Raw genomic sequence first — 20,921 nt, 5'->3', positions numbered from 1 at the left:
CGGCCTGCTTATCCTACAGTCCCAAATTATCAAGTGCCTTGAAGATGTCCTGTATCTCCGGGTCGTCTATGGCCGGAGCGATGTGCTTCTCTACCCGGGAAATCAGCTCTTCGGGGGTGAAGGGTTTCTTCACATAGTCCTTCACCTTCAGCTGGGCCGCCCGGACGATGGTGTTCTTGTCAGCCGCCGCCGTGAGGAAGATGACACTGATGTTTTTCCAGTTGGGGCGCTGGCGGATCAGGCTGAGGGTCTGGATGCCGTCCATGCCCGGCATGGCGATGTCCAGAAGGATAAGGTCGACTTTCCCCTGACGCTCCTGCAATATCTTCAGACAGGCTTGACCGGAATCCGCGGTGAGGTATTCTGCCTGTATCTTCATTTCCAATATGGTCTGGGCCATGGTGAGATTCATGAAATCATCATCTACAATCAGGATGACTGGTTTGTAAGCCATGTGAAATACCCCCTTGGTAAGATGAAAGGCGAAATCTTATTCGCCGTTGCGCTCCTTCAAAAGCTCGATGAACTTGGCTTTGGGTACCGGACGGGAATTCAGGAAACCCTGGCCCGTATGGCAGCCCATGGAGAGAAGCATCTGCTCCTGCTCCACCGTTTCTATGCCGCCCACCATCACATTGAGGCCCAGCTTTTGTCCCAGGACTATCATGCTGGACAGTACCTCCTTCATGCCGTCAGAGTTCTGGGCTGCGTAGAGGATGGAGGCGGAAATCTTGATGCCGTCCAGGGGAAGATAGTCAAGGAGAGTGAGGGAGGCTGCGCCTCCTCCGAAGTTGTCCAGGATTATCCCGTAACCGGCTTTGTGCAAAGAATCCATGAGGAACACGGCGTGGTCCCGGTAGGATTTCTGGTTGAAATTGGCAAACATGCTCTCGGGTATTTCCAGCTGGATGGTGCCCGGGGGCAGCTGGTACTTTTCAATCAGGTCTTTCATGCGCCTGAGATAGCCATCTTCAGTGATGTGGAGCCGTGACTGGTTCACGCTGATGGGCAGGAGCTCCTGTCCGTTGGTGAGCCTGTGCTTCTGCACCATCATCACCTGCTTCAGGACGAAGTGGTCCAGGGGAATGATGAAGCCGTTCATCTCCAGGGAGGGCATGAATTTATCCGGGGACAGGAACCCCATTTCCTTGCTCTGCCAGCGGATAAGGCTTTCGGCGCCCACAATGCGGCGGGTCATGATGTCATACTGGGCCTGATACCAGACGGCGAACTCTCCGTCGGCAAGGGCCTGGCCCATGCTGCTTTCGATGTGCTGTTCCAGATGGAGGTACTTGTCCATCTTCTCGTCGTAGAGTTTCACGATGTCCATGGTGCCCATTATTTTCCGGCAGGCCATGTCGGCCTTTTCCTCGGACATGAGCAGCATGGTATCGGACTTCATCTCGCAGAGACCCACCTTGATGTGCAGTGAAATCCGGGCAGAATCGTGCTCTATGTAGCCGTAGTGGTTCACGGCCTCAGCGGCGTTGCTGACCATTTCTTCCATGGTAGCGGCCTGGCAGACAGCCACCAGCTGCAGGGTGTTGATGCCGGCTGCTGTCTGCAGCACCCAGTCCTCCTCCTGCAGGTGCATGGCGGTTTCACGCAGGCGTTTGTCCAGGGAATGGCGGCTGTAGAGCTCCAGCATGGAGTCACGGCTGCTCAGGTCAAAGACGGCCACATAAATGTGGCTGTCCGGCTCCTGTCTGGTGGCTTCCTCCCAGATGCCCTTGATTTCCTGCTCCAGCCAGAGCATATTGGGCAGCTGGTAGCGGTTGTCCATATAGGCCATCTGCTGGATAGCCATCATATGGCGCCGCCTCATGTAGTAGCGGTAGTACATGACGCCGATGATGAGGCCCATGATGACGAAGAGGCCCACGGTGGTCAGCAGGGGATAGTGGTAAATCATCCAGCGGGGAGAGAAGCTGTAGGCTATCTCCGTGCCCTCCTGCAAAACCACATTCTGAGTGAAATTGGGGGGCAGATGGGTGATTTCCTTGTCCAGGATGCGCCAGAGCCGGGGGTCAGCCTGAGTGCTGACACCAAGGCTGATATTTTCACGATAGAAGCTTTCGGTGAGAGCTTCCAGATTGTAGGTGAAAGAACCCTCCATAAGATAAGGGACTACCGACCGGGGGGCATAAGTCACATCGGCCCGGCCATTGCTGACAGCCCGGAAACATTCTTCCATGGAGTGGCAGTAGATGATCTGGTTGGGACTGTAGTTTTCCTTGACGGAAATCTGGGTGGGGAAGATCTCCTCAATGACTGCCACCTTGGGATTCTGGGGCAGGGGGAAGCCCTTGCGGATGATGGGGGTGTAGTCAATGGTGCGGAAAGACTGGGTGGGTGAAAGACCCAGCTCCTTCAGCCAGGAAAAATCGCATGGCACGTCGGCTACGAAATCCACAGTACCTCTGGCAACGAGCCGCTTGAGGTTTTCCAGGGAGTCCCCTTCCACGATCTCAATCTCGATATCCAGGTCTTTTTCCAGCTGCTCCAGCAGGACGGCTGTGACGCCCTGCCATTCCCCGCTTTCCTCGTCCTTGTAGAGGAAGGGTTTGTGGGGCATATAGACTGCTGCCCGGAAATGCTTTTTCTGCTGCAGGAAGGCCTTTTCGTCTGGCTCCAGCACCAGGGGCAGGCCCTGGCTGCGGTCGTACTTGTCACGGAGCCGGTTGCGGATATTGGGCTGGTTCATCAGCAGCTGATCCATGGCATCGTTCACTTTGTTGTAGAGATCAGGACGGTCTGTGCGGATCAGCAGGCGGTAGCTCACCCTGTCAAAGAGGGCTACTACCCGGCCCTCATCGGGGGTCCTCAGCATGGGCGCCACATAACCGTCCAGCTGGCGGGCGGTGTAATGTATCTTCAGGTCTGCATAATCATGGAAGGTCACCAGCTCATAAGTGAAGGCATTCTCCAGAGCCACGGCGGGCAGGTTGGGGATGGGATAGCCGTAGTCCAATACGCCGATTCTCAGATGGCGGGAGGCCAGGTTCTCATGGAGCACAAGTTCCATGGGGAAGCGGGCCACCACATGGTCTGTTCTTTTGGCAAAGGGCACGGTGGAGTAATCACCGGGCATGCCCGGGAGAATATCTATTTCGTTTTTCGACAGCTTGTCCACCGCTTCCCACCAGTTCACGCAAGGAATGTAGACCATATTCCAGTTGCCGAAGCCAGCCAGGAACTCCATGTACTCGAAGCCTGAGCCAATCAGGTGGCCGGGGCTGTCCTCCTCCAGGAAGCCCGTCCCCGGCACATAGCCTACCCTCAGGTTCTCTGTGGCCTCAGCCTTGGGGATAAGGCAGAGAAAAAAGGCCAGCAGCAGGGCAAAGACAGCCCGCAAGTTTCTTCCCATCTGAATCCCTCCCTGCAAGGATTTATTTGCAAGCGAAAAATTGCCAGTAAAAACCGAATTATTTGCCTTATTCTTCTAGCCTCGGGGTGGATAATCCTGCCTGTGGATAAAATCTTGAAAAAAAACACAGGGTTATCCACAAAACTGTGGATAACCCTGTGCATAGTGTGTATAACCTGTGTATAAGCTGTGGAGTATGTGGATAAAATTGTGGAAAAGTGGAAGGATTTGTGGAAAACATGTCGAAAACCCTAAATGATTTTTTCAGGTGATTTTCAGATAATCTTTTCCCCGTGGTACTTTTCCCCCCCGATTTCCGGGTAGACACCGTACTCGATGGCCCATTCGCACTTGTACTTGATGGCCTGGGCGTGGATGGTTTCGATCCTGTCCTGGGTGCGGACTACCTTGCCCGGCACGCCCACCACCAGGGAGTTGGGGGGGATGATGTCGTTTTCCTTGACTACCGCCCCTGCAGCGATAATTGAGCCGCGGCCGATATGTGCTCCCGTAAGCACCGTGGCGCTCATGCCGATGAGCACATGGTCCTCGATGACGCAGCCGTGAATGTTGGCCCCGTGGCCCACCGTCACATAATCCCCGATGATGCAGGGCTTGTCATCAGCCACGTGCAGGCAGGTGAGGTCCTGCACATTGCTGCACTCACCGATTTCTATATAACAGACATCTCCCCGGGCCACCACCCCGGGCCAGAGGGAGGAGTATTTGCCCACACGGACATCACCGGAGAGGAAGACCTGGGGTGCGACGAAACATTCTTCGTGAAGCTGAGGGCGCTTGCCCTTGAATACATTGTCTTTCAGAGTGAACATAAGCACACATCCTTTGGCGAGGCAAAAGTGAACATAAGAAAAGCCTCAGGGAGCGACCCCAAGGCTTACTCTTATTCGGAAGGAAATGCTTCAGGCAAATCCCGCCAACTTCTTGGCCTTATTGTATCATTAAGATGGGGGCTCTTCAAGAAGGCTTTCCTATCATATGGGATTAACTAATCTTTTGGGAAGATACGTTAAAAGTAGGTCTTACCTCCACCGCTTGCGGGGGAGGGGGACCGGCGAAGCCGGTGGAAGGGGGAATCGAAGCCGTTACGTTCCATTCTCTCCCCTTCCACCGCCTAGCGGAGGTCCCCCTCCCCGGGAGCCCACTGGGCTCCCGCGCTCCGCGCCCCCGTTTCACGGGGCAGGTAATAAGGCCTGATAGAAGTTTATCTCTCCTATAATGGAGACTTCACTGTTCATGGGTATAACATTACAGCAGGTGCGCTCTCAGTTCCTCGCCATTCTGCTGGCAGAGGAGGGCAGGGGCGATGTCAAGCACTGTGCGGCAGCCGGTTTCGCCTTTTTGGGCCAGGCGGTAGCAGGCGCGGGCGTAGGCGGCCAGGACAGAGGTGGTGAACTCGGGATTGGAGTCCAGCTGCAGACGCAGTTCCATGATGTGGTTGTTCTCCTTCTCATGGCCCGTGGCGCCAGTGCGGATGACGAAGCCGCCGTGGGGGAGGCCCTTGTGGTTGGCGCTCAGTTCCTCCTGGCTGATGAAGTGCACGGTGGTGTCGTACTCGTCGAAGTAGTTGGGCATGGTCTTGATTTCTTTCTCAATCCTTGCCTTCTCCGTGTCGTTGTCGAACTCGGGCTTCACTACCACATAGCACTCGCGGGTGTGCTTCTCACGGGTGGTGAGCTCGGGGTTCTTGCCGCTGCGGACAGCCTCCAGGGCGCTCTCCACAGGCACGGTGTACTGGCGGGCATCGGCTACGCCCTCTACCCGGCGGATGGCATCGCTGTGTCCCTGGGAAACGCCGCGGCCCCAGAAGGTGTAATCCTTGCCCTGAGGCAGGATGGCGTTGCCGTAGACACGTGCCAGGGAGAAGAGGCCCGGATCCCAGCCCACGGAGATGATGCCCAGATGGCCGCTCTCCTTGCCTGCCTTGTCCACGTTCTCAAAATGCTCGGGAATGCGGGCATGGGTGTCGAAGCTGTCGATGACGTTGAAGTATTTGATGAACTCCGGGGTCTGCTTGGGCAGGTCCGTGGCGCTGCCGCCGCAGATGATGAGGACGTCAATCTTGTCCTGCCAGTCCTGGGCGTCCTTCACGTTCACTACAGGCACGCCAGCGGTGGCGATTTTCACGCTCTCAGGGTCACGACGGGTAAAGACAGCCACCAGTTCCAAATCGCTGTTTGCCTCCACCGCGCACTCCACGCCGCGGCCCAGGTTGCCATAGCCCAGGATACCGATTCTGATGCTCATAGATTTATTCCCCTTTCCAAGGTACATAGTTTACATATTTACGCTTAATAATATATCACGGATGGACTTTGGGGAAAAGGGCAGGAGGGCATTTTCCACAAGAAAAGCGCCCCCTGCAAATATCATTTGCTATGGGAAGGCGCTTGCGTTATACTGTATTGAAGCAAAAAAATAACCGCCAGCGGTCGCAAACTGGGCGGTTATTTTTCCGTAATATAACCAACTAAGCGAGGGCCAACCGTCGTCGGGTGGCACCCTTTATGTCTACAAGTATAGCAAATTTTTCAAAAAAGTCAACCATAGAGCAACGAAGGAGTACCTTATGTTTGTAGCTGGAAAATATGATGTGATTGTCATCGGGGCGGGGCATGCAGGAGTGGAGGCGGCTCTGGCCGCTGCCCGTCTGGGCTGTCATACCCTCATGGCCACCCTGTCCATGGACAATATCGCCCTGATGCCCTGCAACCCCTCAATAGGCGGCCCTGCCAAGGGACATCTGGTACGGGAGCTGGATGCCCTGGGGGGCGAGATGGGCCTCAATGCCGATATTACTGCCATTCAGATACGCATGCTGAACACAGGCAAGGGCCCTGCCGTCCATGCCCTGCGCGCCCAGGCGGACAAGAAGTATTACCAGTTCCACATGAAGGAAACCTGCGAGAATACGGAAAATCTGGAAGTCAAACAGCTGCTCATCACGGAGCTGCTGACGGAGGAGGAAACGAAAGCAGACGGCAGCAAGCGTCGCCGTGCCGTGGCGGTGCGCTCGGAAACGGGAGAGGTCTACGAGGCCAAAGCCATCGTGCTGGCCTCCGGCACCTATCTGAAAGGCCGCATCATCGTGGGAGAGCATACTTACGATGGCGGCCCCTCCGGCCAGCGGGCTGCCATGGAGCTGTCTGCCTCTTTGGAAGAAGCAGGCCTTTCCCTCATGCGCTTCAAGACCGGCACCCCTGCCCGGGTGGACGGGCGCACCCTGGATTTTGAGAAGATGCAGCTGCAGCCCGGGGACGAGGAGGCGCGGAACTTCTCTTTCATGTCAGACATTGAGACCCGGGACCAGCTGCCCTGCTATCTCACCTATACTAATGAAGAAACACACAAAATCCTGCGTGACAATATGCACCGGGCTCCCATGGCCAACGGCATTATCGAAGGGGTGGGCCCCCGCTACTGCCCTGCCATCGAGACGAAGCTCCTGCGCTTCCCGGACAAGGACAGGCATCAGCTCTTTTTGGAGCCGGAGGGACGCCACACCCAGGAATACTACGTGCAGGGCATGAGCACTTCCATGCCCATGGATGTGCAGCTGGCCTTCCTCAAAACCATTCCAGGCCTGGAGCATGCTAAGGTCATGCGGGCAGGCTACGCCATTGAGTACGACTGCCTTGATCCCCTGCAGCTGAAGCCCACCCTTGAGACCAAGCCCGTGAAGGCACTTTTCTCCGCCGGTCAGTCCAACGGAACCTCCGGCTACGAGGAGGCCGCTGCCCAGGGCCTGATGGCAGGTATCAATGCCGCCTTGCAGGTAAAGGGAGAAAAGCCCTTCGTCCTCAAGCGCTCCGAAGCCTACATCGGTGTCCTCATTGACGACCTGGTGACCAAGGGCACCACCGAGCCCTACCGCATGATGACCAGCCGGGCAGAGTACCGCCTCCTGCTCCGCCAGGACAACGCCGACCACAGGCTCACTCCCAAGGGGCGGGCCATCGGCTTGGTGACTGATGAGCGTTGGCAGCGGTATGAGGAGAAGTACAGGCATATCGAGGAAGCCCTGGCCATCTTGGACAAAGCCATTCTGACCCCCAGCGTGGAGACCAACACCAAGCTCAGCGAACTCAGCCTGCCGGAAATCAACGCTACTCTAACGGCCCACGAATACATGCGGAGGCCTGAGGTCAGCTATGAGGACATGCGCAGCCTGCTGCCAGAGCTGCCGGAACTCAGAAAAGAGGAGTACCAGCAGGTGGAAATCTCCATCCGCTACGAAGGCTACATCAAGAAGCAGCAGGAGCAGGTAGACCACATGGAGAAGCTGGAGAACCAGCTGATACCCGAAGATATCGTCTATGAAAATCTCGAAAGCCTCCGCTCCGAGGCCAGGGAGAAACTGGCCAAGATACGTCCCCTGTCCCTTGGGCAGGCCTCCAGAATCAGTGGCGTCAGCCCTGCAGATATCTCAGTTTTGGCTATATATTTGAAGAAGTGATGAACCGGGCATTTGGCCCGGTTTTTTCTATGGACATCTGCGCTGAAAGTGATATACTAATTACAGAACGAATGTACTAAAACTACGAAGCACTAAGGAGGTCAGAGAATGAACAAGGAAATGCAGGAAGAAAACGAACTGATAAGGCGAGCTGGCTCCGCCAAGGACCAGCTGGCCCTCAGCAAGCTCCTCATCAAGTACCATCCGCTGCTCATGGCTGCTGCCCATGACTGGCACTATCGGGAGCTGGGGGAAGAAGCCCAGGAAATCTCCCAGCTTTACTTCATGGACGCCGTGAATACCTTTGATGATACCCGCGGGGTGCCCTTTGCCGCCTTCGTCAAAGCCAAGGTTTACGGCGGGCTGAACACTTTCCTCAAGGCGGAGAAGCGCCGCCGGGAGCGGGAAATCCGTCCTGACTCCATGGGGGAGCAGGAAGGTGAGGAGGCTCCTGAAACCACTCCCTGGGACGCGGTCTTCCTGGCCTCTCGGGGCAATACACCCTCCGGCAGTGCGGAGATGAGCGGCCTGGGGGAACATATAGACAGCTACGAGCAGGCAGAGCTGAGGCAGGAAGTGGAAGAAGCCCTGCGGAATCTCAACCAGCGGGAGCGGGAGGTGGTGCGGGAAATCTACTTCCGGGAATGTCCCGCCTATGCTGCCGCCAGGAAGCTGCAGCTCTCTCCCAGCCGTATTTCCCGCATCAAGCAGAGCGCCCTGAAGAAGATGAGGACCTTCATGGCAAGATAGAGAAAAGCCGGAGGATTGGGCGTCCTCCGGCTTGGGGCGTGTTTATTAATTCACTCAGCCCATCTTCACGTGTCTTGACTGTCCCTGCTGCGTTGACAAATCCTCGAAATAGCACCGCTATGCCTCCGGTTTGTCGCCTTGCAATGGACAGCCAATCCCCGCAAATCTGGGCCAAGTTCATTTAATAAACACGCCCTAGAGAGAATTAGAGAATTAGAGAATTAGAGAATTAGAGAATAGAGAATTAGGGATCTTAGGGAATCTATGTGCAATCCATAAAGGGGATTGAATCAGGTGTTGTTCGCAATCACAGCCCCTGCTATGGCCCCCACGGCCACGCCGACGATGGCGGCAGTGTTCACATCACCCTGGGAGTGAGTGTTCCTGTTTTTGTGCTCATCGCGCTCCCGGTCATGTCTGTGGTGCTTGTCATGCTTGTGGGAAAGTTCCTGGTAATGGGGAGACTTGACGGTGTGGGATGCTGCCTCGGCAGATCCGGCTGAAAGGCCGGCCACGCTGAAGGTCATCAGACCAGTCAGGGCACAGGCTGTAATCTTGAGTTTCTGTGCGTTGAACATCTTCTTCATCTCCTTTGCTTGATTACATGGTTTATTATAGCAACGATTTATTAGAAGGTCTTTTGAGGGAGATTAGATTTCCGTTAAAGTTAGCTGAAAAAAAGAAGGACGCCGCCGGGCGTCCTTCTCTATGTATGGATGATTGCTTACACCAGCGTGAATGCTTCGATGGTGCCGTAGGTGATGAGGTCCTTGATGCTGCTGGGGTCACCCTCCATGATGGCGGCGTTGACCTTGGCCAGGTTCTCCTCAGCAATCTGGATGCGGCCTTCCTTCAGCTCCTCCTCAACTTTGGCAGCAAGTTCCTTGCGGGCCTTCTTGGTCTCGCCGTAGAAAGTGCTGTTGTAGAAGACGTTCATGCTGGTCTGGCTTTTTTCCTCATCGCAGTTGAAAAAAACATATACTTTCTTTTCCTTCATGTCGTAATAATCCCCCTTGAAGCAAAAATTATAAAAACTACGCACTATTATAGCATAATTTCGAGTAAATGTTTAATAATTTAATTTTACATAATATTAGCGTGTCTTTCTGTGTATTTTTTATTTCAGCCATTAAGGAAAGCAGGGCTTCTTTCGATAAAAAGAATAGGATGGTTTGACACACTAAGGATGGTGAAGGAAATGGCATTGGTAGTAAAAAGTAATATGTCTGCCATAAACACACGAAACCTCCTCAATAAGAATTCCAATGAAATGGCCAAGAGCCTGGCCAAGCTGTCCTCTGGCATGAAAATCAACAGCGCAGCAGATGATGCTTCAGGTTATGTCATCTCCGAGCGCATGCGGGGACAGATACGGGGACTGGAGCAGGATATCTGCAACGCCCAGTACGCCGGCAGCATGCTGAAGGTGGCCGAGGGGGCAGTGTCATCCACGGTGGAGATACTGAAAACCCTGAAGGAAAAGGCCATCAACGCCGCCAATGACAGCAACACGGACGCAGACAGGGCTACTATTCAGAAGGAATTTGAGCAGAGCATTGACCAGATCAATGACAATGCCATGGTTACCTACAACGGCAAGTACATGCTGGATGGTGCTTCTACTATTGGCGGGGTGGCGTCTGCCCAGGAATCGGTGAGGGAGTTTATGGGCTCTCTGAATACTACCTCCAAGAGTGGCATGGCCGCCCTTGACGAGGCAGTGTTTGCTGCTAGTGGCGGCTTGTTTGGCAGCGCCCAGGCACTTATCGACAGCTATATAGGTGATATGAATGCCAACTCCGGCACCAGCATCGAGCAGCAGAAGGCCTTTTTGAAGGAATACTGTGGCATTGATCTGGACAATGAAGACACGGGCGCCATCACGGGCCACGATGCTGGGGGAGATACGGTACTTACGGCAGAATCCGTGGTGCCCGAGACCGGGCCTGTTTCCAGTTGGACAGCGCCAACCTCTGGTTCAACAACTTTCAACGGGCTTACCCTCAATTGGACTACTACCAACGATGACAACCAGGCCTTTATAGTCAAGGCCTTGAATTCCGAATGGATGACTAGTGCGCTGAACCTTATTGCTGATTCCTTTGATATGAGTTTCGAGGACAGCGGGGCTACAGTGCGAACTATCGATTTGATCTTTGAGAATAACTCTGGCAGCAATGCGCTGGCCTATGTGACAAATTGGTCAGCCGGGGGACAGGCCAACCGTTTGACGTTGACCTTCAATATGGCCTACTATAGCAATCTGAACCCCAATGATGTCAATGGCTCGGATTTGTCCAGCGGACAGACGCAGCTTGACCGGGTGCTGGCCCATGAGCTGACCCATGCAGTGATGGCGGCCAATGTCAACAATTTCAATGACTTGCCCGCTTATATTAAGGAAGGCATGGCGGAACTGGTACATGGCATTGACGATCAGCGCGCTGCCAGCATCAGGCAGATGGTTGATACCAGCAATGCAGATGCAATAAAGAGTGCTCTGGAGACGGGGGATGCCACCGCTGGCAATGTTTCTATTGGTACGGCAGGCGGCGAGTCAGCCTATGCCTTGGGATATGTGCTTCTTCGCTACATGGGCAAGCAGAGCTCTGGGGGCAATGGGGCTCTGACTTCCACTTCTGATGGGGACAGCTACTCCTTCAACTATAAGCTCACGGACAAGGCGTTTACATTTCAGTTGGGTACCAAGGCCAACCAGAGTATTCGCATGGGTTTTGCGGATATGCGTGCCAAGTCCCTCAAGCTGGAAAATGCCAAGAAAGAGCGCATCAGTGTCACCACCCGGGAGAATGCGGTAAAATCCCTGGGGGTCCTGGATTATGCTATTGCCAAGGCCCTTGACCAGCAGACCACCATCGGTGCCATGCAGAGCCGCTTGGAGCACACCATCAACAACCTCACCGTGGCTCTGGAGAACGTGCAGCGCTCTGAGTCCACCATCCGTGATGTGGATATGGCCAAAGAGATGACGGAATACACGAAATACAAAGTATTGACCCAGGCCTCCCAATCCATGCTGCAGCAGTCCTACCAGATGAGTCAGGGAGCGCTGAACACCATTACCGGACAGAATACCCAGTCCGTGTCCACCATTGAAAAGAAATCTGCTGTGGAGGCCCAGTACAATCTGCAGAAAAATGACAGCGCCCTGGGCAAGAGCCTGCAGAAAATTTCCAGCGGCATGAAAATCAACAGTGCTGGCGATGACGCGTCAGGTTATGCCATAGCGAAGCGCTTGGAAATCCAGGTCCGCGGGCTCGACCAGGATATACAGAACGTCAGGAACGGCAAGAATCTCGTCAAGGTCGCAGAAGGCGGCATACAGCAAATTATCGATAATCTGCGGCAAATGAAGGAACTGGCTATAAACTCAGCCAATGACAGCAATACCGACCAGGATCGGGCTGTCCTGCAGAAAGATTTCAATCAGCATATGGAAACTATTGACGATATAGCCGCTACGACAAATTATAATGGTCGTCTGTTGCTGACTGGCGACTGGGCCAGGCTGCAGAAGCGGACGCTGGTGGAGGAGGACGATTCCGGCGGCGCAAGGGGCGCCAATGCTGTCACACCCACCGGCTTCCCCGCTGGCAGTGTAACCACCATCTCCGGCAGCGCTCCTTATGCCATTACAACTGGTGGCATTTACGAAATAGATGCCGGCTATACAGGCACTATCTCCGTGGATACCACAGATGCTGTCATGATCCAGCAGAGTTCTTCTACGGCTCTTTCCGGGGTCAATATCACAGCTACTGCGGCGGGCAGCAATCTCTGGATTAATAGTCTCAATCTGACTGGCAGCACGGCCTCTACTATCAGCTTCACCGGCAGCGGCAACAAGCTGACCCTGCTTGGCAGCAGCCGTATAACTCAGGGTAATGGCAATGCCGCTGCGGTGAATATCGGCGATGGGCTGACGGTTGACGGAAACGGTTCATCCTTGACGATAAACTGTTCCCAGTCCTTGGGTGCCGGCATAGGAACCGATGCAAGCAGCACTAACAGCAGTGCCGCACTGCAGATTGTGGATGCCAACCTGAACATCACTATGCATTCAAATGACAGTGGCTCGGCTGTAGGCAGTGGCAAAAGCGGCAAGATTGGCAATATCACCATCGAGAACAGCACCATCACTGCGCAAGGGGGCTACTTTGCGGCTATTGGCTCAGGCTCACAAAGAGCCAGTTGCGGCGATATCACCATCAAGACCTCGACTATCACCGAGAATTATAGTATTGATACCTGCATAGGCTCAGGCTTCAGTAATTCCAGCTGCGGCAATATAGTCATCGAAGATTCCGTGGTCCATTTCAGCAACAGTGACAGTGCCGGCATCGGCTCCGGTGATGGCGGCAGTACCTGCGGTGATATCAGGGTATCAAATTCGGAAATCGTTGGCAGCAGCAATCACGGTGCCGGCATTGGCTCTGGCCGTAACGGCTCCACGGCTGGCAACGTCGTGGTCAATAAGGGCACCTATGTGAAACATACTTCATTGGATGGCGCAGCCATCGGTTCTGGGGAGGAAGGCCATGTGGGTACCATCGACCTGACCACCTCTGTTATAAGGCTTTTGGACCCCTCAGGAGCTTATCAGGCACCTGATCATGTGATACCCGGCGTGGGCCATGGCAGAGGCGGCACAGCCGGTGATACAGCAGGTGTCAAGCTCACTAATGATGATGAAGATACTGATTACTACGTGGATGGAATTCCCCTTGTCATCCAGCACGGCACAAAAGCGAACCAGAATCTGCACATCTACATTGAAAACATGAGCACGGGGGCCCTGGGACTCAGCCAAATTGATAAAATTACCGGGGAAAAGACCTACGTATCTATCGCTTCCAGGGAATCTGCACAGGCTCTCCTGACCCAGGGCAACAAAAGAACCGGTGACCCGCCTCCAGGCACTATGCCGGAAACTCCGGGCATCCTGGACAGCGCCCTGGAATATGCACTGGGGCAGGCAACCTATATGGGAGCTTACCAACAGCGTCTGGAGAGCATTGACAATTACCTGGTCATCAGCAACGAAAACACGCTGGCCTCCCTCAGTCGCATGCGTGATGCCGACATAGCGAGGGAAATGACCGAGTATGCGAAGCACAACCTCCTCACCCAGGTGGCCCAGGCCATGCTGGCCCAGGCTAATCAAAAACGCGAACTGGTGTTGTCACTGCTGTAAGGAGCAACAAGGTAAATGTTGATATACATATGCATAGGATAGCATGACTAAGGATGGTGAATAAAATGGCAATGGTAGTCAAGAACAATATGTCGGCGGTGAATACCCTGAACGTCCTTGACAAGAACTCAGACGCCCTGGCCAAAAGCCTGGCGAAGGTATCCTCAGGCATGAAGATAAATGGGGCGGCAGACGACGCCTCCGGGTATGCCATCTCAGAGCGCATGAGGGTGCAGGTGCGGAGCCTTGAGCAGGATGTGCAGAACGCCCAGAATGCCAACAGCCTGCTGAGGGTGGCTGAGGGGGCGGTATCCTCTACGGTAGAGATTTTGAAGACCTTGAAGGAAAAGGCCATCAATGCTGCCAACGATACCAACACGGATTTGGACAGGCAGACCATTCAGAAAGAATTGGAGCAGTCCATTGACCAGATCAATGACAATGCCCTGGTGACCTACAATGGGAAGTATATGTTGGACGGTGCTTCTACCATAGGTGGTGTGAGTTCGGCACAGGAGTCGGTGCAGAATTTCCTTAGAGCGCTGAATGATACCAGCAAAAGCGGTATGGATGCTTTCGATGAAGCGGTGGCGGCGGCCAGCGGCGGTGTCTTTTCCAGTGCCCAAGATTTGTTCGACAGCTTTGTGAGTGACATCAGAAGCCACTCCGGCAGCAGTGCTTCCCAACAGAAGGCCTTCCTCAAGGAATATTGCGGCATTGACTTGGATAATGATGACACCGGGGCCATCACAGGCAAAGATGCAGGCGGAGAAAAGGTGAAGACTGCTGAATCTGTGGTGCCTGAGACGGGGCCAACTTCCAGTTGGACAATGCCCACTTCTGGCAGTGCTACATTCAAAGGTCTCACCATCAACTGGAACATGGGCAATATCACAGGTGATGCTAACAAGGAATTTATTGCCAAAGCTTTGAACAGCGAATGGATGGACAGTGCCCTGACCCTTATAGCAGATTCCTTTGACATGAGCTTTGAGGACAGTGGGGCTACGGTGCGGACCATCAATCTGAAATTCGAGAGTGTAAACAACAGCACTCTGGCTTATGTGACTAACTGGTCTTCTGGGGGACAGGCCAGCAGTTTGGATCTGACCTTCAATATGTATCACTACAACCCCATTGATACCTCCAATGTGAACGGTGCAGCTACCAGTGGACAGATTTATCTGGACCGGGTGCTGGCTCATGAGCTGACCCATGCAGTGATGGCGGCCAACATCAATAATTTCAACGACTTGCCCGCTTATATCAAGGAAGGCATGGCAGAAGTGGTGCATGGCATTGATGATCAGCGCACAGCGAGCATTATGAAGATGGTAGACCCTGCCAATGCAGATGATATGAAGACCATGCTGGAAACGGGAGAGTCGGAAGACTCGCAGTCCCCAAGAGTGGGTGGCGTAGCCACTTCCTCCTATGCAGGTGGCTTTGTGCTGTTGCGCTATATGGCTAAGCAGAGCGTAGGCGGAAACGGAAGCCAGACTTCCGGCTCGGATGGCGATAATTACACATTCAACTACCGTCTTACTGACAAGGCCTTCAACTTCCAGGTGGGCACCAAAGCCAACCAGATTATACGCGTGGGCTTTGCAGATATGCGGGCCAAGGCTTTGGGGCTGGAGAATACCAAGCGGGAGCGGGTCAGTGTGGTGACCCGGGATAAGGCTGTGGCTTCTCTGGCTAAGTTTGACTACGCCATTGCCAAGGCGCTGGATATGCAGACCACCATCGGCTCCATCCAGAGCCGCATGGAGCACACTATCAACAACCTGACGGTTTCCAGTGAAAACGTCCAGAGTTCTGAGTCCACTATCCGTGACGCGGACATGGCCAAGGAAATGACGGGGTACACGAAGAACAACGTGCTCATGCAGGCTGCTCAAAGCATGCTGGCCCAGGCCAACCAGTCCAGCAGCAGTGTGCTGTCCCTTTTGCAGTAAGATATCCCATAGAAAAAAGCACCCAGCCGGGTGCTTTTTTCGTGCCTGGGATTATGCCTCCACCACGGCTGCTTCTTTCGGGGTGGTGGTCAGCTTCAGGTTGATGATGAACTCCGTTCCTTCCTCCGGGGCGGTGATGACTTTGATGGTGCCTCCCATGAGGTCTATGAGGTATTTGGTGATCATCATGCCCTGGGTGCGCTTTTCTTCTTCGGCGAAGATGCTTCTGTTTTCCTTTTCGATGAACATTTCCTTGGCGTAGCTTTCGGACATGCCGATGCCGGTGTCCTGCACCCGCAGCTCATATTCGTTCTCATTTTCGGGGATGTGGGCCTTTTCACGCTCGGCGGGGGAAAGGGTGCTTTCCTTTTCCATCAGCATGACTACGATGCGGCCCCCGGAGGGGGTGAATTTGTAGGAGTTGCTGAGGAGGTTCAGCAGGATTCTGGAGAGACGGTCACCATCGCAGAGCACCAGGGGGTGTTCCACCTGGCTGATTTCCAGGGCGAAGGAGATATCCTTTTCTTTCATCTGCTGGGCGAAGGAATCCACAATCCGCTGCATCAGCTGGCGCAGGTCTGTGGGCTTCAGCCTGAGGTCAAAGGAGTTCGTGTCTATGTAGTCCACCTTCTGCAGGTCATTTACAAAGGCCTTGAGGTAGTAGCAGACGGACTGGATGCGGGAAAGGCAGTCGCAGAGCTGGCTGGTGACCTGCATATCGCAGTCCCCTTCGGAGAGCCTGAAATCCGCTCCTGCCTGCCGGGCAGCCCGTACATAGCCGGAAAGGGCCTTCATGGGCAGGCGTATGTCGTGGGATACGTTGGCCAGGAAGTTGCTTTTTACCAGGCTCACCTGACGTTCCTGCATCATCTTGATATCCATGAGCCGCTCGCGCTGCCTGATGCGGGTGAAGATATTTGACAGCAGGAAGAGGATGGTCATAATGAGCAACATCTGCACTATGAGGTCAAAGGTGAGCTTGCTGTGGGCTTCGGCAAGCCTGCCCTCGGCGGCCAGTGCCAGCTGGTCTCCCGTGGACTGTCTGAGCCAGAGCCCCGTGGAGAAGAAATTGAGAAACATCAGGAGAATGGAGAGGGAGGCGGAGCGTCCGAAGTGGTTGAGGGTGTCCCGCTTGAAGATGTACCAGTAGTAGAGGAAGCCCAGGGTGCTCCAGACTGCCAGCAGGAGATAGGACTCCGTATTCAGGCTGCTGCCCAGCAAGAGATTGGGCAGGATGGGGCAGAAGAAGAAGAACAGGGAAAAGACCATGCCCCCGATGCCCATCTGCACGCCGCGCTTGTCCCTATTCTTCCTGGCTTCCAGATAGTTGCAGAGGGACACGTAACCGTAGGCCAGGGAACCGCTGATGGTGATGACGTCCACCAGCCAGACAATGGCGGTGCGTCCCAGCAGGGGAATGGGCAGGGACATGGCGATGGTCAGGAACAGGGCATTCCTGGGCACGCCGTTGAGGTCGGTCTTGGTGAACTGCAGGGGCAGCAGGCCGTCTTTGGCCATGAACTGCAGCAGATAGGCGCAGGTGCGGTATAGCCCCAGGATGCAGGTGGCGATGCCGGAGAGCACAGCCACCCCCAGCACCCAGATGCCAGCCATGCCGTAGGTGCTGCCGATGCTGTGGAAGACCGGCAGGGAGCTCATGCCCTGCATGTGGCCCACGTTGTCTATGTAGTCCTTCCAGGAGGTGTACTCCGGGGGGACGCTGAGGATGGCCACGCCTATGAGCAGGGTGTAGGCCAGCACGCCGCACACCACCGCTATGACAATCAGCGGGAACAATTTCTGCACGGGGAAGTGGAAGTCATCAATGGCATGGGTGACACATTCATAGCCGAAGAACATCCAGGGAGCCACCATGAGCATGGAAAAGACCTGCAGCAGTGGATTATTGTCCGGCTGGAAGGGGGGGAAAATTACAACATGGTGGTTAACAATACATAGTGATACGAAAAGAAGGATAATGATAGAAATCAGAAGCAGGGCGAAGGCGGTGTAAAGGTGGCGCTTGAGCTTGCCCCCGTAGCAGGTGAAGGCTCCGAAGGTGATGAAGACAATCCAGGTGGTGACTATCTCTCCGAAGTACACATCAAAGCCCGCCACTGTGTAGTGGAAGCCCCACTGCAGGAGACTGCCGAAAAGCAGGCGGCAGAGCAGCACCACGGCGGTGGCGTTGGCCCAGATGATGGAGAGATAGGTGATGAGGAGGGTCCAGGCCGCCAGGAAGGCATGGTCATGGCCCAGGACGTTCTTGGTATAGGCATAGATGCCCCCGTTGCCCTGATACCTCACCGCCAGCTGGCAGAAATTGTAGCCGATGATCACCATGGAAATGCCGCCGATGAAGATGGCCAGGGCACTGCCTATGGGACCGGCGTTGGGCAGGAAGAGCGTGCCCGGCATCACGAAGGAACCCCAGCCCACGGCGCAGCCAAAGGACAGGGCCCAGACATTGAGGGGATAGAGCAGCCGGTTCTTGACTGCATCGTGCATCCCGGGATTCTTGAATGTAACCATAGCCATACTCCTTTGTCCTACTTAGGGGCCAGGGGCAGGGTCAGGCAGACGATGAACTCTGTGCCGCTGCCCTGTTCTGTAGTCACTTTGAGCTGACCGCCCATGAGATGGATGATGTTTTTGGCGATGTGGAGGCCGCGGCCCTGCTCCTCAAGCTCCAGGGCGGTTTTCTCGCCCTCGAAGGGGGCGTTGATCCATTCAAGCTCCTGGGGAGAGAGGCCCTTGCCAGTATCGTGGATGTGGACTTCGTAGTCAGCGTAGGTCTTGAAAGCCAGACGGCCCTGTTCTGTCTTGCGCAGATGGTAGCCCGGGCCGTTTTGGAGGAGGGTCACCATGACGCCGCCTCCCGGCTCCGTGTATTCATAAGCATTGCTGATGAGGTTCAGCAGCACCCGGGAGAGCCTTTCTTCGTCACATATCACCTGAGGGTCTGTGACCTTGCTGGTATCCACGCTGAAGTACAGGCGCTTTTCCTGCATCTGCTGGCCGAAAACATGGGACAGCACCTCGAAGGTGTGGCGGATGTCAGTCTCGTGCTCCTTCATCTTGATCTGGCCTCTTTCCATGCGCTCCATGAGCATCATGTCATTTATCAGGAAAGAGAGGTACTGGTTGAGGCTTACCACTTTTTCCAGCGAATCCCCCAGCGATTTTGGCACTTTGCGCTCGCAGGGCTGCTCGCAGACATAGCAGAGGGCGGACAGCTCCAGGGCTGTCTGCACATAGCTTTCCAAAGACTGCATGGGTATGCGCACATCATGGGAAATATTGGCCAGCAGGCTGTTCTTGGCCTTGCTGATGGACCTTTCCCGGAGCATCTGCACATCGGCGGCGTGCTCCCGGGATTTCAGGGTGGTGAAGATATCGCTCATGAGCACCAGGATGATGACGATGAGCCCCAGCTGCACCAGGGCGTTGAGGGAGAGGAGGCTGTAGCTGACATCTATGCCTTCCCAGGCCATGATGAGCTCCGCCTCTGTCCTCTGCTTGAGCCACAGGGAGGTGGAGAAGAAGTTGAGGAAGAGGATGATGAGACACATGGAAGTGGAAATGCCAAACCTGTGCTCTGTATCGTGCTTGAAAACATACCAGTAGTAGATGAAGCCAACAAGACTCCAGGCCGACAGCAGCAGGTAGGATTCCTGCTCCAGGCTGCTGCCCAGGAGCAGGTTGGGCAGGATGGGGCAGATGAAGAAGAACAGGCTCATTACCGCCCCCAGGAGACCAAGCCCCTGCCGCTGCAGGCTGCCCTCCTCTCTGGCCAGGAAAAAGGCGCAGAGGGAAACATAGCCGTAGGCCAGAGAGGCGCTGATGGTGGTGATGTCCGTCAGCCAGGAAATGGCCGTGCGACCCAGGAAGGGAATGGGCAGGGACAGGGCTATGACCAGAAGCAGGGCCTTCTGGGGCAGCCCTTCCGGGCCTGTCTCGGTTAATCTCTCCGGCAGCATATTCTCAAGGGCCATGGCATGGAAAAGGTAGGCCGTGGCCCGGTAAAAGCCCAGCAGGCTGGTGGAGAGGGCGGCGATGACAGCAGCACCCAAAAGCACCAGGCCGCCGCTGCCAAGCACTCCGTGGACGCTTTGGAACACCGGCAGGGAGGCAAGGCCCGTATGGGTGTGCAGCTCGTCGATGTAGTCAGTCCAGACCTCATACTGCCCGGGCATATCCAGCACAGAGATGGCCGTAAGCAGGCAGTAGACCAGGGCGCCGGAGATGACGGCCCCCACCACGATGGGATATAGCTTCTTCGCAGAGAAGCTAAAATCTTCGCTGGCATGGGTCACGGCTTCAAAGCCAAAGAACATCCAGGGGGCCAGCATCAGCATGGAAAAGACCTGCATGGGGGGGAAGGAATCCGGCTGGAAGGCCGGGGCAAAGACAGAGTGATGGGAATTGCCCATGATGCCCAGGAAAAGCCCCACCACGGAAAAGAGCAGGATGATGCCCAGCGCCGTGTGCAGATGGCGCTTGGCCCTGCCCCCGTAGCAGGCCAGCATGCCATAAGCAATGAGAATCACCCAGGTAATGAGAATCTCGCCAAAGTACACATCAAAGCCCAGCACCTGATAGTGAAAGCCCCACTGGAGCAAATCCCCAAAGAGATAACGGGCAATTAGCACAAAGGCCGTGGCATTGGCCCAGATCAGGGACAGGTAAGCAAGCCCCAAAGACCAGGCCGCCAGGAATCCGTGGTCATTGCCCAGCACCTTGCGGGTGAAGGCAAAGATACCTCCGTTGTCCGGGAACCGTTCCGCCATGACGCAGAAATTCTTGCCAATCACCAGCATGATGAGCGCCCCCAGCACCATGGCCGTGATGGTGCCGATAGGCCCCGCATTGGGCAGGAACATAGTCCCCGGCATGATGAAGGCACCCCAGCCAATGATGCCGCCAAAAGACAGCGCCCAGATATTCAAAGGATAGAGAAAGCCCTTATGCTCTTGTTCCTCTTCGGGAGTTCTTTCAAGTTCCATGACAAAGCCCCCTTTGCCTATTAAATGAGGACAGTTTGAGGATGCCCCCTTGAAAAATCGAATATTTTTTCATTAGTTCTCTTTAGGCGGTGGAAAATCCTGCTTTTGCAGCTGTCCTTCATAATCTTCACAACATTACTTCTTGCAG

The 20,921-nt window shown here is 54.8% G+C and carries 11 protein-coding genes and 3 pseudogenes; 6 read left to right on the top strand and 8 right to left on the bottom strand.

The window, feature by feature from the left end:
• Positions 1-13 precede the first annotated feature (13 nt).
• From BLW59_RS09375 to BLW59_RS09360, 4 genes are all read right to left on the bottom strand, one after another.
• On the bottom strand, positions 14-454 hold the full coding sequence (locus BLW59_RS09375) for a response regulator (RefSeq protein WP_074697583.1): 441 nt from the start codon (positions 452-454) through the stop codon (positions 14-16).
• Positions 455-490: 36 nt separating this feature from the next.
• The gene (locus BLW59_RS09370) at positions 491-3,367 is read right to left on the bottom strand and encodes an EAL domain-containing protein (RefSeq protein ID WP_074697582.1); all 2,877 of its coding nucleotides are present in this window, start codon (positions 3,365-3,367) and stop codon (positions 491-493) included.
• A gap of 275 nt (positions 3,368-3,642) precedes the next feature.
• Positions 3,643-4,200 (bottom strand): gamma carbonic anhydrase family protein, encoded by a 558-nt coding sequence (locus tag BLW59_RS09365; RefSeq protein WP_029542584.1) that lies wholly within the window; start codon positions 4,198-4,200, stop codon positions 3,643-3,645.
• A 436-nt stretch (positions 4,201-4,636) separates the two neighbouring features.
• Complete coding sequence (locus BLW59_RS09360; protein WP_074697581.1) at positions 4,637-5,635, bottom strand: diaminopimelate dehydrogenase; 999 nt, start codon at positions 5,633-5,635, stop codon at positions 4,637-4,639.
• A gap of 322 nt (positions 5,636-5,957) precedes the next feature.
• On the opposite strand from BLW59_RS09360, the gene mnmG reads away from it, so the two are divergent.
• On the top strand, positions 5,958-7,844 hold the full coding sequence (gene mnmG / locus BLW59_RS09355) for a tRNA uridine-5-carboxymethylaminomethyl(34) synthesis enzyme MnmG (protein WP_074697580.1): 1,887 nt from the start codon (positions 5,958-5,960) through the stop codon (positions 7,842-7,844).
• 108 nt (positions 7,845-7,952) lie between these two features.
• Positions 7,953-8,594, top strand: a complete 642-nt coding sequence (locus BLW59_RS09350) for a sigma-70 family RNA polymerase sigma factor (protein ID WP_074697579.1) — start codon at positions 7,953-7,955, stop codon at positions 8,592-8,594.
• Between the two features lie 290 nt (positions 8,595-8,884).
• Here BLW59_RS09350 and BLW59_RS09345 read toward each other — a convergent pair whose 3' ends face one another.
• Together BLW59_RS09345 and BLW59_RS09340 are read right to left on the bottom strand one after the other, a co-directional pair.
• Entirely contained in the window at positions 8,885-9,172 is a 288-nt protein-coding gene (locus BLW59_RS09345) for a hypothetical protein (RefSeq protein WP_074697578.1), read from the bottom strand.
• Between the two features lie 146 nt (positions 9,173-9,318).
• Positions 9,319-9,591: a hypothetical protein gene (locus BLW59_RS09340; protein ID WP_029542595.1), complete on the bottom strand. Its 273-nt coding sequence runs from the start codon at positions 9,589-9,591 to the stop codon at positions 9,319-9,321.
• Positions 9,592-9,792: 201 nt separating this feature from the next.
• On the opposite strand from BLW59_RS09340, the pseudogene BLW59_RS17380 reads away from it, so the two are divergent.
• The 4 genes and pseudogenes from BLW59_RS17380 to BLW59_RS18130 all read left to right on the top strand — a co-directional run.
• Positions 9,793-10,210 (top strand): annotated as a pseudogene (locus BLW59_RS17380) (flagellin); the annotation flags it as partial.
• Positions 10,198-13,809, top strand: coding sequence for a flagellin (locus tag BLW59_RS18135; protein ID WP_318258476.1), 3,612 nt, complete (start codon positions 10,198-10,200; stop codon positions 13,807-13,809). The pseudogene BLW59_RS17380 and the gene BLW59_RS18135, both read left to right, overlap by 13 nt.
• Before the next feature lie 65 nt (positions 13,810-13,874).
• Positions 13,875-14,294: pseudogene (locus BLW59_RS09330) on the top strand (flagellin); the annotation flags it as partial.
• 1,062 nt (positions 14,295-15,356) lie between these two features.
• Positions 15,357-15,767: pseudogene (locus BLW59_RS18130) on the top strand (flagellin); the annotation flags it as partial.
• Between the two features lie 51 nt (positions 15,768-15,818).
• Here BLW59_RS18130 and BLW59_RS09320 read toward each other — a convergent pair.
• On the bottom strand, positions 15,819-18,299 hold the full coding sequence (locus BLW59_RS09320; protein ID WP_074697576.1) for an amino acid permease: 2,481 nt from the start codon (positions 18,297-18,299) through the stop codon (positions 15,819-15,821).
• Positions 18,300-18,316: 17 nt separating this feature from the next.
• Entirely contained in the window at positions 18,317-20,773 is a 2,457-nt protein-coding gene (locus BLW59_RS09315) for an amino acid permease (RefSeq protein ID WP_074697575.1), read from the bottom strand.
• Positions 20,774-20,921 lie beyond the last annotated feature (148 nt).

Source organism: Selenomonas sp. KH1T6 (genome assembly GCF_900108415.1).
Taxonomy (GTDB): domain Bacteria; phylum Bacillota; class Negativicutes; order Selenomonadales; family Selenomonadaceae; genus Selenomonas_B; species Selenomonas_B ruminantium_A.
This window is presented reverse-complemented; position numbering and strand designations above follow the sequence as displayed.